The organism is Xanthobacter sp. DMC12, from assembly GCF_056314105.1.
Window position 1 is genome coordinate 467,963 of record NZ_JBQUYZ010000003.1, and the last position, 13,786, is coordinate 481,748.

The following is a 13,786-nucleotide window of genomic DNA, read 5'->3' on the forward strand; positions in this document are numbered from 1 at the left end:
GCGGCCTCGTGGTCCTGCTCGCGCTCACAGCGCCGGCCCGCGCTCAGTCGCCCGGCGGCGAGACCGTGGATCACGCCATCTGCCGGCTCATCGATACGGCGGCGGCGCAGGAGGGGCTGCCCACCTCCTTCCTCACCCGCCTCATCTGGCAGGAAAGCTCGTTCCGGTCCGATGTGGTGAGCCGCGCGGGGGCGCAGGGCATCGCGCAATTCATGCCAGGCACGGCGAAGGAGCGCGGGCTTGTCGATCCGTTCGATCCCGAGGCGGCCATCCCGGCCGCCGCCGCGCTCATCGCCGATCTCAACCGGCGGTTCGGCAATCTGGGCCTTGCGGCGGCCGCCTACAATGCCGGGCCGGGGCGGGTGAACGGGTTCCTTTCCGGCGGCGGCCTGCCCAACGAGACGCGCGCCTATGTGCGCATCATCACCGGCCGCACGGCGGAGGATTGGGCCGGCCTGAAGAAGCAGAATGCGGCCGCCTTCGGCCCGGCGGATTTCCCGCCTGAGCCGTGCCTCGCCACCGTCGCCAGCCTGCGCAAGGGCGCGCCGGCCCCGGCGGCGGGACAGCCGGCCAATGCGCTGTTCGCGCCCTGGGGCGTGCAGATCTCCGGCAATTATTCGCGCGAGATCGCGCTGGCCTCCTTCCGCCGCGAGGCGCAGCGGGCGCCGCAGGTGTTCGCGGACTTGACGCCGGTCATCGTCTCCACGCGGGTGGGCGGGCGCGGCCCGCGCACCTTCTATCGCGTGCGCCTGCCGGCCCAGTCCAAGGCCGAGGGCATGAAGATGTGCGACCGCCTCCGCAAGGCCGGCGGCGCCTGTCTCGTGCTGCCGAACTGAGGAGGCGCCCCGGACAAGCGACACCGCAGGTGGAGCGCTGAGCCGGGGCCCAGCGCAAAGGTTCGCCGAAGGCGCTTCTTTATCCCGCGATCTGAGGAATTGTCCGCCTCGCGGCACTTTTGCGCTGGACCCCGGATCGGCGCTCCGGCTCACGCCGTCGCTTGTCCGGGGAACAGCCCTCAGCTCGCGGCGAACTTCAGGAGCTTGGCGGCCTCGAAGTTCTGCACGCCGCCGCCCACGCGCTTCGTCGTGTAGAACAGCACGTAGGGCTTGGCGGAATAGGGATCGCGCAGCACCCGCACCCCGGCGCGGTCCACCACCAGATAGAAGCGGCGGAAGTCGCCGAAGGCGATGGCGAAGGCGTCGGCGGCGATGTCCGGCATGGCCTCGCTCTCGGCCACCGGGAAGCCGAGCAGGCTCGCCGGCTGGCCGACGCCTGCGGGCGGCGTCCAGAGGTAGTTGCCGTTCTCGTCCTTCAGCTTGCGCACCGCGCCCTGCGTCTTGCGGTTCATGACGAAGGTGGCGTTCTGGCGGTAGCCACCCTTCAGCGCATAGACGAGATCGATGAGCGGGTCGGCCGGCGTCGCGGAGGGGAAGGCGCCGGCGGCGCCGGTCGCAACATAGCCCACCTTGTCCCACGCCCACGCGCTGTCGGCGACCTTGGTGTAGGCGAGGAAGCCCTTGGGCTTGGCCACGCCGTCGCCGCTGACGAAGGCGGCGCCCTCCTGCTCGGCGAAGGCGGTGTCCACCTCCTGCGCCAGCCACTCCTCGATGTTCACCTGCGCATCGTCGAGCAGCGCCTGCGTCGCCGCCGGCATGGCGTAAAGCTCCATGGCGGGGAAGGCGAGTTCGGCGAGGACCGGGCTGTCGGTCTGCGGCCGCGCCGCCGTCTCGGCCGCCCAGCCGGAGGCCGGACCCGAGGTCATGAAAGGCTTGCGATAGGTGCCGGCGCCGATCACCCGCACCGTGGCCAGCGCGCGGATGGGCGAGAGCGCGGCGAGGCGCCGGCCGATCTCCTGCTCCGCCTCATAGGGCACCAGATAGCCGCCGTCCGCGCCGGAGCCGGCGGAGAGGGCTTTTGCCTCCAGCGCCTTCAGGCCGCCGGCCTCGCCGTGGCGGGCATAGGTGTCGAAGGCCGCGCCATGCTGGGAGGCATCGGCCGTGCGCTCGGGTGCCGCGCCCAGCGCGGGGCGGCGGGCCTTGGTGGCGAGGGCATCGAGCCGCGCCTGGTGAGCGTCGAGGGCCGCATCGATGCGGGCGAGCTGCTCGGTGGTGAGCACATCGGCGCCGCGGCGTTCCATCTGGGCCAGGCGCGCGTCGTTGGTCTCCTTGTAGGCCTCGAAGGCGGAGAGGAAATCCGCGACGGCGATGCGCTGCTCGGCGCCGGCCACCTTGGTTTCAGGCGCGCCCGAATGGGCGTCAATATTCAGCGACATGGGAAGAACCTTCTGTTGAGCGAAGATCAGGCGCCGGCGGTGGCGCGCAGGCGGGCGGCCGCGGCGGTGAGCAAAGCGGCTGGCGAAGGGGCCGGACGCCGGATCCGGGCGTCTGGCTGCATGGGAAAGGTGACGACCGACACCTCCCACAGATCGATGCGGGCGATGCGGCGCAGCCGCGTGCGCGGATCGGTGCGGGCCGTCACCGCCTTGAAGCCGATGGAGAGGCCGTCGAGCGCGCCGTCGCGGATCAGCGCCGCCACCTCCCGCGCGCGGGCGACGAAGGGTGAGAGCCGGCCGCGGACATAGAGGCCGCGTCCGTCCTCGATCACATCGGTCCACACGCCGATGGGCTCGGCGGGATCATGCTGGTAGAGCATGCGCACGCCGCCCGCGCCCTGGCGGGCGAGGCTCGCCGAAAAGGCGCCGCGCTCGATGAGGTCGCGGCCGAGGTCCGGCACATCGAACAGGCAGGCATAGCCCTCGATGGCGTAGCCGGCCGGGGGATCGGACACGGCCAAGGAATCCCGCGCGGGCATGGCTCAGGCGCCCCCCGCGGGCGGCGTGGGCTTCTTGCGGCGGCGGCTCTTCTCGATGCGCTCCAGCGTCGCCACGAACTCGCGAAAGACGGTGCCGGCGGCGGCCGGAGGGGCCGGCGGCGTGGCGCGGGCCTTGGTTTTCGGCCCGCCGGTGAGCGCGCGAATGCGCGGCGCGGACGCCTTCTGGAATGGCGATCGCATGGGTGTCTCCGAAGATGTGTTGAGGGGTCAGGAGAGGTCGTCGAACCGCGCGTTGAAGCGGGCCAGCTCGCGCACCAGCTCGTCCATCCGCGCGTTGGCGCGGGCGAGCTCGGTCAGCGTCCGCCACAGCCCGGCGGTGGCCGCCAGCGCCCACAAGAGCAGCGCCAGATGCGCGAGATCGCCCCGCTCGGCGAAGGTGCGGATGAGGGTGTCCATGGGGGGCTCGCGAAGGCTTAGTTTTAGTTTGATTGGCTCTTAAAGTTGTGCTCTCATCTCGACCAGAAACGAACGGAGTTAAGACTGTGTTGTTCGAGACTTGCGGACCATTCAGCTACAATCGCCTACAGGACGAGCAATGGCGCTCCCGTTTTTGGGAAGAGGTTGATGAATTTTGGGACGGTCTTTCCGGCGCAATTGGCTGTTATGCATTCTGCATGAGCCACGGGAAATCCAGAAAGCCATGGTATATTGGTAAAACAACTTGCCAAGATGGATTTCGTGGCGAAATTTTTCAGAAACACAAACTCGATAAGTATGATGCGGTAATTGCCCAAAAACCTCGTCACTCAGCCGATATATTTTTATTTCCACTTGTAACAAATGATTTTCAATTATCATTCAATAGATCTTCACATTCATCGACGATAGAATGGCTTGAGAGCGTTATGATTGGAATGTCTTTGGCAAGCAACCCAGAAATTTCAAATATCGGAAAAACAAAACTGCACAGAGAGGTATATGTCAACGGGGTCATTGGCGAACAGTACATTGGACGACCGAGTAATCCTGCGAGATTAGCCAAAGCAATGTTTATCCGATAAAGATTATCTACGGGCGTCGTTGCAGCGATCGTCTACCCCTGATACCCCACCGCCGCCCGCTTCTCCGCGTCGCTCAGGAAGTCCGCCGCGCCCACCCGCGCCCACAGTTCCGAGCGCTCGGAGCTGAGCGCCTCGATCTGGTCGAGGTCGGGCACCAGCGTCAGGCCGCCGCCATAGGCCGGGGCGAGCCACAAAGCGAGGGCGTCGCACACGCGGCGGACCAAAGGCACCACGCTCTGGCGCCAAAGGGCGCGGTTGGCTTCGGCGTAGTTCGCATAGGTGTTGTCGCCGGGAATGCCGAGCAGCATGGGCGGTACGCCCACGGCCAGCGCGATCTCCCGCGCGGCGGAATTGCGGGCGGCCTCGAAGTCCATGTCCTTGGGCGAGAGGGAGAGCGGGCGCCAGTCGAGCCCGCCTTCCAAGAGCAGCGGCCGGCCGGCATTCACCGCGCCCTGGAAGGAGGCTTCCAGCTCGCCCTTCAGCCGCTCGAACTGTTCTTCGGTGAGCGCGCCCGTGCCGCCATAGACGAGGGCGCCAGAGGGCCGGGCGGCATTGTCGATGAGCGCCTTGTTCCAGGCGCTGGCCGCATTGTGGAGATCGAGCGCCTGCGCCGCCGCCTCCAGCGGCGCGAAGCCGTAATGGTCGTCCAGCGGGTTGAAGGCGGAAAGATGCAGGATGGGCGGCACGTCCGCCCCGGGCACCAGCGTGTCCTGCGCGATGCGCACGGTCTCGGCGCCCAGCGTGTAGTCGAACGCCTCGGGCCAGCCGTCCGGCCCCGGCACCACGCGCACCCGGTCCGGCCGCAAAAGGTGCAGCTCGCGCGGCGCGCCATCGAGGGCCACCGCCTCCACATAGGCGTTGCCGGCCACGAGAAGGTGGCAGCAGATGGCCTCGAACAGCGCAGCGCGGGTGAGGCGCGGATTGGGCCGGGCGAGAAGATCGAGGAAGGGGTGGGTGTCGTGCTCGCGCCCGTTCACCGTGAGCACCAGGGGCACGGTCGCCGCCGCCTCGCCGATGAGCCGCACGGCGCGATAGGCGATGGCGTTGCGGGCATAGCCCTCGCGGGCGAGCGAAGCGTAATCGCGCGGGGTCCAGCGCGGCCGGCCGGCGGAGAGGAGCGCGATGAGGCGGCCGGTGCGGCTCGCCTTCGCCTCCTCGGGCGCGCGGCGGAAGGGGGCGAGGAGGCTGGCCAGCATGAGGGGGCTCCGAAATGAAATCGGCCGCCCCCTGAGGCCCCTCCTCCGCGCAGCTCGGGGCGTCTGCGGAAGGAGCGGATCAAGGAGCGGCCGGAGGTTGCACACCGGCGGACCGGCTGCAGGCCACAGGGTGCGCCGGCGCGGCGGCCGGCGTTAAAGCATGCGGATCAGCGCGCGCGGGCACAGGCGTCAGCCCGCGCGGCGGGGCAACAGGGCTTTAGCCCGCCCGGCGAGGATACTCGTGGTGGCGCGGCGGCAGCCGGTGATAGAGGCTCGCCACCGCCACGAGGCAGACGGCACCGGCGATCACGATGCCGGACAGCTCGAACGGGTCGATGGCCGAGGCCGCCATCAGCACCGGCACGGCGCCGGCGGGCGGATGCGACACGCGCAGCAGCAGCATGGCGAGGATGGCGAGGCCCACGCCCAGCGCCGCCGCCCACCAGGCGCCCGGAAACAGCAGCGTGAACACGATGCCCACCGTGACCGACAGCATATAGCCGCCGATCACGTTTGCCGGCTGAGCCAAAGGCGAGGAGGGATGGCCGAACAGCAGCACCGCGCTTGCGCCGAACGGCGCGATGAGCAGCGGAAGGCTGGTGAAGGCCGCGGCGCCACCGACAAGGCCCATGCCGAGCATGCCGCCCGCGCCGGACTTCAGCCCGACCTGGACGGAGCCGCAATGGGGCTCATGACGTGCGAAAAATGCTTTCCAATGATGTCTCATGGCTCCAGACGGGGCAGAGAGGGCCAAGGGAAGGCAAATGTCTGCACACAACGCTGTCATGCAGCCTCATTTGTAGGCACATGATGGACGTATTCTGGATGCCACGCAAGGGTCGTCACCGGAAACGCGCCAACAAACCGGTTCGCGCTGGGGCAGCACAGGCGTAGAATGGTTGCGGGCCGTGGGTTGGGAGCAGATCGGGAGGGCGTCATGCTCTATGCCCTGGTCCTCATCGTCACGACCACCACCGTCCAGCCCGCGGCGACCTCCGCCATGGGCTATGCGGGCGGCCCCTATGCCGGCGCCCGGCTCGTCACCACCGAGACCTCGCAGCAGATCGTCGGCTATTTCCGCAGCGAACGCGGCTGCCTCGGCGCCAGCCTGAAGCGCAACGAGCGATGGCCGGACTTCGCGCCAGGCCAGAGCGTCACCGGCCTGTGCGTGCAGGTGGAGATCCCGGTCGGCGGCGTCGTGGTCGGCAGTTGACGGCCTAGAGCCCCCGCACCCGTGGCGCGCCGGCCCTCGGGCCGAGCGCCAGAGCGGTCACGGCCCACACTAGCGCGTCGAGCCGGTCGGGCGAGCGGCCGGAGGAAAGGCCATCGGTGCCGAAGTCGCACATCTCGTCCTCCAGCTCCGGGAAGGCGCCGGCATGGCGGACGCGGGCCTGTTCGTAGAGGGCGGCCACAGGCTCGGCGCGGAGGAACTTGCCGCGCGTGGCGCGCACCTGCTCCACCGGCACGGCGGGGTCCACCTCGGCGATGACGGCCCGCACCATCTCGCCGCCCTGGTTCACCTCGGCGACGATGCGATCGGCGGAAAAGCGGTGGAACAACGCCACCGCCTTGGCCGCCCATTGGGCCGGGCGCAGGCCCTGCTCGGTGGCATCCGCCAGCACATGGACGACGCCCGCCGCATCCACGCCCGCCGCGACAAGGCCGCAGGAATCGGCGCCGGCGCGGGAGGAGGCGGGCGGGTCCACCGCCACCACGATGCGGGCGAGCGGCGGGGCCTCGGCCTCGCGCAGCGCCTCCAGCTGGGGGCGGGAGAACAGTGCGTCCGGCCGGTCCTCGATGATCTCGCCGTCCAGCTCCTGCCGGCCGAGGCGGGTGCCGCCGTAGCGGGACATCACCTGCCCGAGGAAGGTGGGCGCCAGATGGAAGGCGTTGTCCGCCGTCTTCGCCCGGCTCACTGCCGTTGCGGGATCGGCGAGGAGACGACGCAGTAGGGCAGTGGGACGCGGCGTCGTCGTCACCATCTGGCGGGGATGGGCGCCGAGGCGCAGCGCGAATTGCAGCATGTCGAAGGTGGCCTCGCCGCGCTTCCACTTGGCCAGCTCATCGAGCCACGCGGCGGCGAATTGCGGGCCGCGCAGGCTTTCCGGGTCCTCCGCCGAAAAGCCCTGCGCCACCGCGCCGTTGGGCCAGACGAGCCGGCGGCGCGTCGGCTCCCAGCGCGGACGCTCGCCGCGCGGATGGACTGCGAGGACGCCGGAGACGCCCTCCACCATCACCTCGCGCACATCGGCCATGGTCTCGGCGATCAGCGCGATGGGGCTCACCGGGGCCGCGGCGAAGGGGGCGGTGCCGGAGGCGAGGCCGCGCACCCATTCGGATCCCGCCCGCGTCTTGCCGGCCCCGCGCCCGCCCAGCACCAGCCAGGTGGACCAGGGGCCGCCGCCCTGCGCCTCGGCGGGCGGAAGCTGGTCCGGTCGCGCCCACAGGGGCCAGTCGGCGAGGAGGCGGCCGGCGTCGTCCTCGGGCAGGGCTTCAAGAAACGCCCGGGCCGTCCCCGCCCTCGCGCAGGCGATCAAGGCGGCGCGCAAGCTCGCGGCGGAAGGTGTCGAGGTCGCGGACGGTTCCATCTTGGTCCTTCGCCTTGCGCCTCTTGCGGTCTTCCGCCTCGAGAGCCGTCAATTCACGCAGAGTGCGCGCGAGAACCGCCAGCGCGCGGGCGTCCTTCTCGGGTTCGGGGCGGGGCGCCTCGTCGCCGGGGTCGGCGGTGCGGGCGAGGCGGCCCTCGATCTCGTCGATCTGCCGCTCCGCCGCCCGCCACAGCCGCTTGAGCAGGCCGCGCCGGTCCGGCTTGCCGGAGGACTTTTCCGCGCGCGCCTTCGCCGGCTGCCCGCCCACGGGATGGGCTGTGCGGCGGGGCACGGGATTGAAGAGGAAGGTGCCGTCCGGCCCCCTCTCGCGGTCGATCCAGTAATAGACGGTGGCGCTGGAGAGGCCGGTCTGCCGGCGGATCTCCGCCATGCTGGCCCCCTCCAGATAAAGCCGCCGCGCGAGCGCCCCCCGCGCCGGACGCGCGGACGGCACGGCGCTGCCGTGAGGCTGATCCATGGGCGGACCTCTGGGATGAGGAGGAACGGGAGAGGCGCGAGGCGCCGGATCGGCGGAGAGGGCACGCGCCTCTCCCGCACCGCCGTCGCCCTCGTTCCCCGGACAAGCGACGGCGCAGCCGGAGCGCTGATCCGGGGGCCAGCGCAAAGGTTCCGCGCAGCGGGCAATGCCCCAGAGCGCGGGATGAGGAAGCGCCTGCGGCGGACTTGTGCGCTGGGCCCCGGCTCGCATTCCGCTGCGCTGCATGCGTCCGGGGCGCGAGGGTGGTTCGTCGCCACCGGCCCCGGCCGTCAGGCACACGTCTCGAACATGGGGAAAAGATACCCAGGCAGCGTCACGCTGTCAAGGACTAAATTCCCATAAATCTCACCCCACCCTCACGCGGTCCCGCCCGTCCATCTTTGCCTGATACAGCGCCCGGTCGGCGCGGCCGTAGGCGTCGGAGAAGGTGTCGCCGGGGGGTGTGAAGGTGAGGCCGGCGGAGAAGGTATAGGTGAAGTCCGGCAGCTCGGGGAGCGGGCGGGAGGCGCGGACGCGGGCGAGGAGGTCGGCGACACGGCGCTCGGCGTCCACAAGGTCGGTCCGCGGCAGCACCAGCACGAATTCCTCGCCGCCCACCCGGCCGAAGCAGTCGGAGCGGCGGATGGCGCCGGCCATCAGGGCGCAGAAGGCGCGCAGCAGCACGTCGCCCGTCTGATGGCCGAAGCGGTCGTTCACATGCTTGAAATTGTCGATATCGATGACGCACAGGGTGCCGCCGGGGCCGTGCGGCGCCATCATCTCGTTGGCGCGGTGGATGGCGAAGCGGCGGTTGGCGACGCCGGTCAGCTCGTCCGTGTGGGCGGCACGCAGCGCATGGTCGCGGGCCTGCCGGATGTGGCGCGTGTCGACACGGAAGGAGGTGACGTCCACCCCGACCGTGAGCATCCAGCCGTCCGCGTCCATGGTCTCGTTCACCAGCAGCCAGCGGCCATCCTTGAGGTCGCTCTCGAAGCTGCGGAAGCGCACCTTGCCCCGCCGCGACTTGGCGGAGGCGAGCCAGGTCTCGAAATCGTCCGACCTGATGATGATGCCATGCCCCGCCGCATGGCTGCGCCGGACCAGTTCCTCCCAGGTGGGGAACTCGCCCTCCTGAAGGCCGAAGGTGGCGCGGCAGGCGGGGTTCGCATAGCGCAGCCGGTCGTCGGGATCGTAGAGACCGACGAGCAGAGGCGTCGCCTCATAGAGGGCGCGGATGCGGGCGATGATGTCCAGCGCGCCGTCTTCGGCGCCCAGGCTTCCGAAGTCACGGATATTGAACATGGCCCGGCCGAGCATAGCGCAAGCATGGCCACGGTGGACGATGGATTTGCCCCGTTTGCCCCCTGCTTTCGGGTGAGGCGGGGGCGCCCTGCGGCCGCCGCGACCTACCTCGGAGCCGCCTACCCGCGGGCCGCCATCGCCGCGGGCGGCGCTGCGCCGTCCACCATGATGCGGTTTCGGCCGGCCATCTTGGCCATGTAGAGCGCGCGGTCGGCGCGGCCATAGAGATCGGTGAAGGTGGTGCCCGGCCCGCCCGTGGCAACGCCGGCGGAGAAGGTATAGGCGAAGTCCGGCCATTGCGGCAGCGGTCGCGACTGGCGCACCAGGGACAGCATCCGCTCGACGATGAGCACCGCCTCCGCCGCCGAGGTCTGCGGCAGCACCAGCACGAACTCCTCGCCGCCGATCCGGCCGAAGCAATCCTTGCGGCGGATGAGGCCGTTGATGCGGGCGGCGAAGTCGCGGAGCACCGCATCGCCCGCGAGGTGGCCGACGAGGTCGTTGATGTATTTGAAGTTGTCGAGGTCCAGCACGCACAGCGCCCCGCCCAGGGCGCCGGGCGCGAGCATGTCGTCCACCCGCGCGGTGATGAAGCGGCGATTGGCGATGCCGGTGAGGTCGTCGGTCTGCGCCTCCTTGATGGCGCGGTCGCGGGCCTGGCGCACATCCCGCCCGTCGGCCTTCAGGGCCGTGATGTCGCTGGCAATGCAGAGCATCCAGCCCGAGGCCGAGACGCTCTCGGTCATCAGCAGCCAGCGTCCGTCGTAGAGGTCGGTCTCGAAGGCGCGGTAGGGCACCTTGCCGCGGCGCGAGGAGGTGGAGACCAGCCAGGCGTCGAAATCCGGGGCGGTGATGACCGTGCCCCGCCGCTCGGCATGGTTGCGGCGCATGATCTCCGCCCAGGTCGCCTCCTCGCCCGGCGCGAGGCCGAAGGCGGCCCGGAAGGCGGCATTCGCATAGCGCAGCCGGTCGAAGGAATCATAAGCCGCCACAAGCACTTGCGTGCTGTCGTAGAGAGCGGCGAGATGGTCGGGGACAAGGTTCATTCCAAGGGCATTATACGTCATGCTTGGCCGATTGGGCCACGCACCGAACGCGCTTGCGCTGCGTGCTGCTGTCTCATGCCGCCGGTGGAGCGGCGCGCGCCATGGAAAGCGGCTTCGCGCTGCGGTATGGAGAGGGGTGGCGCGCTGGCGCGCCGCTCTGGAGGGTGCGTTTCCATGTTTCCGCCCGGCTTCCCGTCCGGCCTGCCGCTGCTGGTGCCGCTGATGCTGGCCGCCTGCCTGATGGTCCCGGCCCACGCGCTGGAGGCCCAGTGGCCGGATACCGCCTCCGCCCGCCAGCAGGCGCAGGAGCTGGTGGAGGCGCTGAACGCCGACCTCCTCGCCCATCCGAGCGCCACCGCCACCCTGGAGCGCTGGTGCGCCACACGGGGCATCTCCGATCCATCCAAGGTGGTGGCCGAGCGGGTCTACGAGCGGGAGGGCGCCGCCCCCCCCGAGGTCCGCGCGCTGCTCGGCGCCGGACCCGACACGCCGGTGCGGCATCGCCGGGTGCGCCTCGTGTGCGGACCCACGGTTTTGTCGGAGGCGGATAACTTTTATCTGCCGGAAAAGCTGACACCCGACATGAACCAGGTGCTGGACACCACCGATACCCCATTCGGCAAGGTGGTGAAACCGCTCGATTTCCGGCGAAAAACCCTCGATTCCACAGTGCTGTGGATGCCGGCCGACGAGACCGGCTTCAAGCCCGCCCCCGGCGCCGCGCTCCCCCTGCCCGCCTTCGTGCTGAGCCATCGGGCGGTGCTGACCCTGCCCGATGGAACCCCCTTCAGCGCCCTCATCGAGCGCTACACGGCGGGCATCCTGGGCCCCCCTCCGTCGCGCTGAGGCCGGCACGCAAGAGCCTTTGACGCAGGCCTTCCCCCTCCCGCGCGGAGAGGGGGAAGTGCGTTTGCTTACAGAGACTTGTCAGTCCGTCTGCGCCTCGGCCACGGCCACGGCGGTCATGTTGACGACACCGCGGGTCGTCACCGACGGGCCGAGGATGTGGGCCGGCTTGGCGGTGCCCATGAGGATGGGCCCGACGGGCAGGGCATCGCCCAGCACCTTGATCATGTTGAAGGCGATATCGGCCGCGTCGAGGTCCGGCATCACCAGAACGTTGGCCACTCCGGAGAGGCTGGAGTGGGGGAAGGACTTCTTGCGCACATCTTCCATAAGTGCCGCATCCGCCTGCATTTCTCCGTCGACCTGCAGGTGCGGGTCGCGCTCGCGGATGATGGAGAGTGCGGAGCGGACGCGCTTGGCCGAGAGCGTCTCGTGGCTGCCGAAATTGGAGTGCGACAGCAGCGCCACCCGCGGCTCCAGACCGAAGCGGCGGACGTGGGCGGCGGCCAGCACCGTCATCTCGGCGAGGTCGGCGGCGGTGGGCTCGGTCTGGATCTGCGTGTCGCAGATGAAGAAATTGCCCTTGGAGGTGATGAGCAGCGAGAGCGCCGCCAGTTCCTTGACGCCGGGGGCGAGGCCGATGATGTCGCGCACCTGCCTGAGGTGGCGCACGAACCGGCCCTCGATGCCGCAGAGCATGGCATCCGCCTCGCCGCGATGGACGGCAAGCGCCGCAATCACCGTGGGATGGGTGCGGACGAGCGTGCGGGCGGCATCAGGCGTGACGCCGCGGCGGCCGGCCACCTCGACGTAATCGCGCACGTAGTCGCGGTAACGCGGATCGTCCTCAGGGTTGATGAGGTCGAAGTCGCGGCCGGGCTGGATGGAGAGGCCGAAGCGCTTCAGGCGGGTGTCCACCACGCTCGGGCGGGCGACGATGATGGGCCGAGCGATGCCTTCCTCGACCACCGCCTGCACGGCCCGCAGCACGCGCTCGTCCTCGCCCTCGGCGTAGATCACGCGCTTGATGCTCTTCTTCGCCTTGGCAAACAGCGGACGCATGATGAAGCCGGAGCGGAACACGAAAGTGTCCAGCCGGTCGATATAGGCGTCCATGTCCGTGATGGGCCGGGTCGCGACGCCGGTGTCCATGGCCGCCTTCGCCACCGCCGGTGCGATGCGCAGGATGAGGCGCGGATCGAACGGCGAGGGAATGAGCGAATCGGCACCGAAGGAGCGGGTCTCGCCGCCATAGGCGCGGGCCACCACGTCCGACGGCGTCTCGCGGGCGAGGGCGGCGAGGGCTTCCACCGCCGCCATCTTCATCTCGGCGTTGATGTCGGTGGCGCCCACATCCAGCGCACCGCGGAAGATGTAGGGGAAGCACAGGACGTTGTTGACCTGGTTCGGGAAGTCCGACCGGCCGGTGCAGATCATGGCGTCCGGACGCGCCTCGCGGGCGGCTTCGGGCATGATCTCGGGCATGGGGTTGGCGAGGGCGAGGATGAGCGGCTTGTCCGCCATCTTCTTCACCATCTCCGGCTTCAGCACGCCGCCGGCGGAGAGGCCGAGGAAGATGTGCGCGCCTTCGATCACCTCGTCGAGGGTGCGTTTGTCGGTCTTCTGGGCGTAGATCTCCTTGTAGGGATCCATGAGGGTGTTGCGGCCGTCATAGACCACGCCCTCGATATCCGTGACCCAGATGTTCTCCTTCTTCGCGCCGATCGTGACGAGGAGGCCAAGGCAGGCGAGCGCGGCCGCGCCGGCACCCGACGTGACGATCTTGAGATCCTCGATCTTGCGATTGCCGATCTCCAGCGCGTTGCGCACCGCGGCGGCCACGATGATGGCGGTGCCGTGCTGGTCGTCGTGGAAGACCGGGATCTTCATGCGCTGGCGCAGCTGGGCTTCCACCTCGAAGCATTCGGGCGCCTTGATGTCTTCAAGGTTGATGCCGCCGAAGGTGGGCTCCAGGGCGCTCACCACGTCCACCATGCGCTCGACGGTCAGGGCATCGATCTCGATGTCGAACACGTCGATGCCGGCGAACTTCTTGAACAGGACGGCCTTGCCTTCCATCACCGGCTTGCCGGCGAGGGGGCCGATATTGCCGAGGCCGAGCACGGCGGTGCCGTTGGAGACGACGCCCACGAGATTCGAACGGATGGTCAGCTCGGCGGCCTGCAGGGGATCGGCGGCGATGGCCTCGCACGCGGCTGCGACGCCGGGCGAATAGGCGAGGGCGAGGTCGCGCTGATTCCCGAGGGGCTTGGTGGCCTGGATCTCAAGCTTTCCCGGCCGCGGCGTGCGATGGTAATAAAGTGCGCCCGAACGCAGATCCTCGGAAATGTTGGACGCCATGCCCCTCCCCCTTCGTGAATAACGAACGTCGCGGAAAATCGGGCGGCAACCTAACTGCCACGCATGCTTATGTCACGGTGGACCGCACAAATTAGGTTATGTTGCGCACGCATGGCGGCTCTGAGGGGCGCAGGTG

General features: G+C 69.3%; 15 protein-coding genes. 4 read left to right on the plus strand and 11 right to left on the minus strand.

All coding sequences use genetic code 11. From position 1 onward, the window contains the following. Positions 1-8: 8 nt before the first annotated feature. The gene (locus ACT535_RS15345; RefSeq protein WP_476365069.1) at positions 9-836 is read left to right on the plus strand and encodes a lytic transglycosylase domain-containing protein; all 828 of its coding nucleotides are present in this window, start codon (positions 9-11) and stop codon (positions 834-836) included. Positions 837-1,015: 179 nt separating this feature from the next. Here ACT535_RS15345 and ACT535_RS15350 read toward each other — a convergent pair whose 3' ends face one another. Genes ACT535_RS15350 through ACT535_RS15365 form a run of 4 tightly spaced genes read right to left on the minus strand, consistent with a single transcriptional unit; the run spans position 1,016 to position 3,228 of the window. Beyond that, positions 1,016-2,272: a phage major capsid protein gene (locus ACT535_RS15350; protein ID WP_476365070.1), complete on the minus strand. Its 1,257-nt coding sequence runs from the start codon at positions 2,270-2,272 to the stop codon at positions 1,016-1,018. A gap of 26 nt (positions 2,273-2,298) precedes the next feature. Continuing rightward, positions 2,299-2,811 (minus strand): HK97 family phage prohead protease, encoded by a 513-nt coding sequence (locus ACT535_RS15355; RefSeq protein ID WP_476365071.1) that lies wholly within the window; start codon positions 2,809-2,811, stop codon positions 2,299-2,301. A 3-nt stretch (positions 2,812-2,814) separates the two neighbouring features. Next, positions 2,815-3,012 carry a hypothetical protein gene (locus ACT535_RS15360; RefSeq protein WP_476365072.1) on the minus strand — a complete coding sequence of 66 codons (198 nt, stop codon included), beginning with the start codon at positions 3,010-3,012 and terminating at the stop codon, positions 2,815-2,817. 27 nt (positions 3,013-3,039) lie between these two features. After that, positions 3,040-3,228 carry a hypothetical protein gene (locus ACT535_RS15365; RefSeq protein WP_393974292.1) on the minus strand — a complete coding sequence of 63 codons (189 nt, stop codon included), beginning with the start codon at positions 3,226-3,228 and terminating at the stop codon, positions 3,040-3,042. An 86-nt stretch (positions 3,229-3,314) separates the two neighbouring features. Between ACT535_RS15365 and ACT535_RS15370 the strand changes: the two genes are divergently transcribed. Further along, a complete protein-coding gene (locus ACT535_RS15370; RefSeq protein ID WP_476365073.1) occupies positions 3,315-3,833 on the plus strand; it encodes a hypothetical protein in 519 nt (172 codons plus the stop codon). 32 nt (positions 3,834-3,865) lie between these two features. Here the strand turns inward: ACT535_RS15370 and ACT535_RS15375 are convergent, their stop codons facing one another. Beyond that, entirely contained in the window at positions 3,866-5,029 is a 1,164-nt protein-coding gene (locus ACT535_RS15375) for a phage portal protein (RefSeq protein WP_476365074.1), read from the minus strand. Between the two features lie 217 nt (positions 5,030-5,246). Then, a complete protein-coding gene (locus ACT535_RS15380; RefSeq protein WP_476365075.1) occupies positions 5,247-5,660 on the minus strand; it encodes an HPP family protein in 414 nt (137 codons plus the stop codon). Positions 5,661-5,966: 306 nt separating this feature from the next. On the opposite strand from ACT535_RS15380, the gene ACT535_RS15385 reads away from it, so the two are divergent. After that, entirely contained in the window at positions 5,967-6,242 is a 276-nt protein-coding gene (locus ACT535_RS15385; protein WP_476365076.1) for a hypothetical protein, read from the plus strand. A 4-nt stretch (positions 6,243-6,246) separates the two neighbouring features. On the opposite strand, the gene ACT535_RS15390 is transcribed toward ACT535_RS15385, so the two are convergent. The 4 genes from ACT535_RS15390 to ACT535_RS15405 all read right to left on the minus strand — a co-directional run bounded on the left by ACT535_RS15390 (position 6,247) and on the right by ACT535_RS15405 (position 10,443). Beyond that, positions 6,247-7,617, minus strand: a complete 1,371-nt coding sequence (locus tag ACT535_RS15390) for a DNA-packaging protein (RefSeq protein ID WP_476365077.1) — start codon at positions 7,615-7,617, stop codon at positions 6,247-6,249. Continuing rightward, entirely contained in the window at positions 7,523-8,095 is a 573-nt protein-coding gene (locus ACT535_RS15395) for a terminase gpP N-terminus-related DNA-binding protein (RefSeq protein ID WP_476365078.1), read from the minus strand. Before ACT535_RS15395 ends, ACT535_RS15390 begins: the two co-directional genes overlap by 95 nt. Before the next feature lie 366 nt (positions 8,096-8,461). Continuing rightward, complete coding sequence (locus ACT535_RS15400; protein ID WP_476365079.1) at positions 8,462-9,397, minus strand: sensor domain-containing diguanylate cyclase; 936 nt, start codon at positions 9,395-9,397, stop codon at positions 8,462-8,464. 119 nt (positions 9,398-9,516) lie between these two features. After that, positions 9,517-10,443: a diguanylate cyclase gene (locus tag ACT535_RS15405; protein ID WP_476365080.1), complete on the minus strand. Its 927-nt coding sequence runs from the start codon at positions 10,441-10,443 to the stop codon at positions 9,517-9,519. Positions 10,444-10,617: 174 nt separating this feature from the next. On the opposite strand from ACT535_RS15405, the gene ACT535_RS15410 reads away from it, so the two are divergent. Further along, positions 10,618-11,289, plus strand: coding sequence for a hypothetical protein (locus ACT535_RS15410; RefSeq protein WP_029555143.1), 672 nt, complete (start codon positions 10,618-10,620; stop codon positions 11,287-11,289). An 81-nt stretch (positions 11,290-11,370) separates the two neighbouring features. On the opposite strand, the gene ACT535_RS15415 is transcribed toward ACT535_RS15410, so the two are convergent. Beyond that, positions 11,371-13,650 carry an NADP-dependent malic enzyme gene (locus ACT535_RS15415; protein WP_168459211.1) on the minus strand — a complete coding sequence of 760 codons (2,280 nt, stop codon included), beginning with the start codon at positions 13,648-13,650 and terminating at the stop codon, positions 11,371-11,373. Positions 13,651-13,786 lie beyond the last annotated feature (136 nt).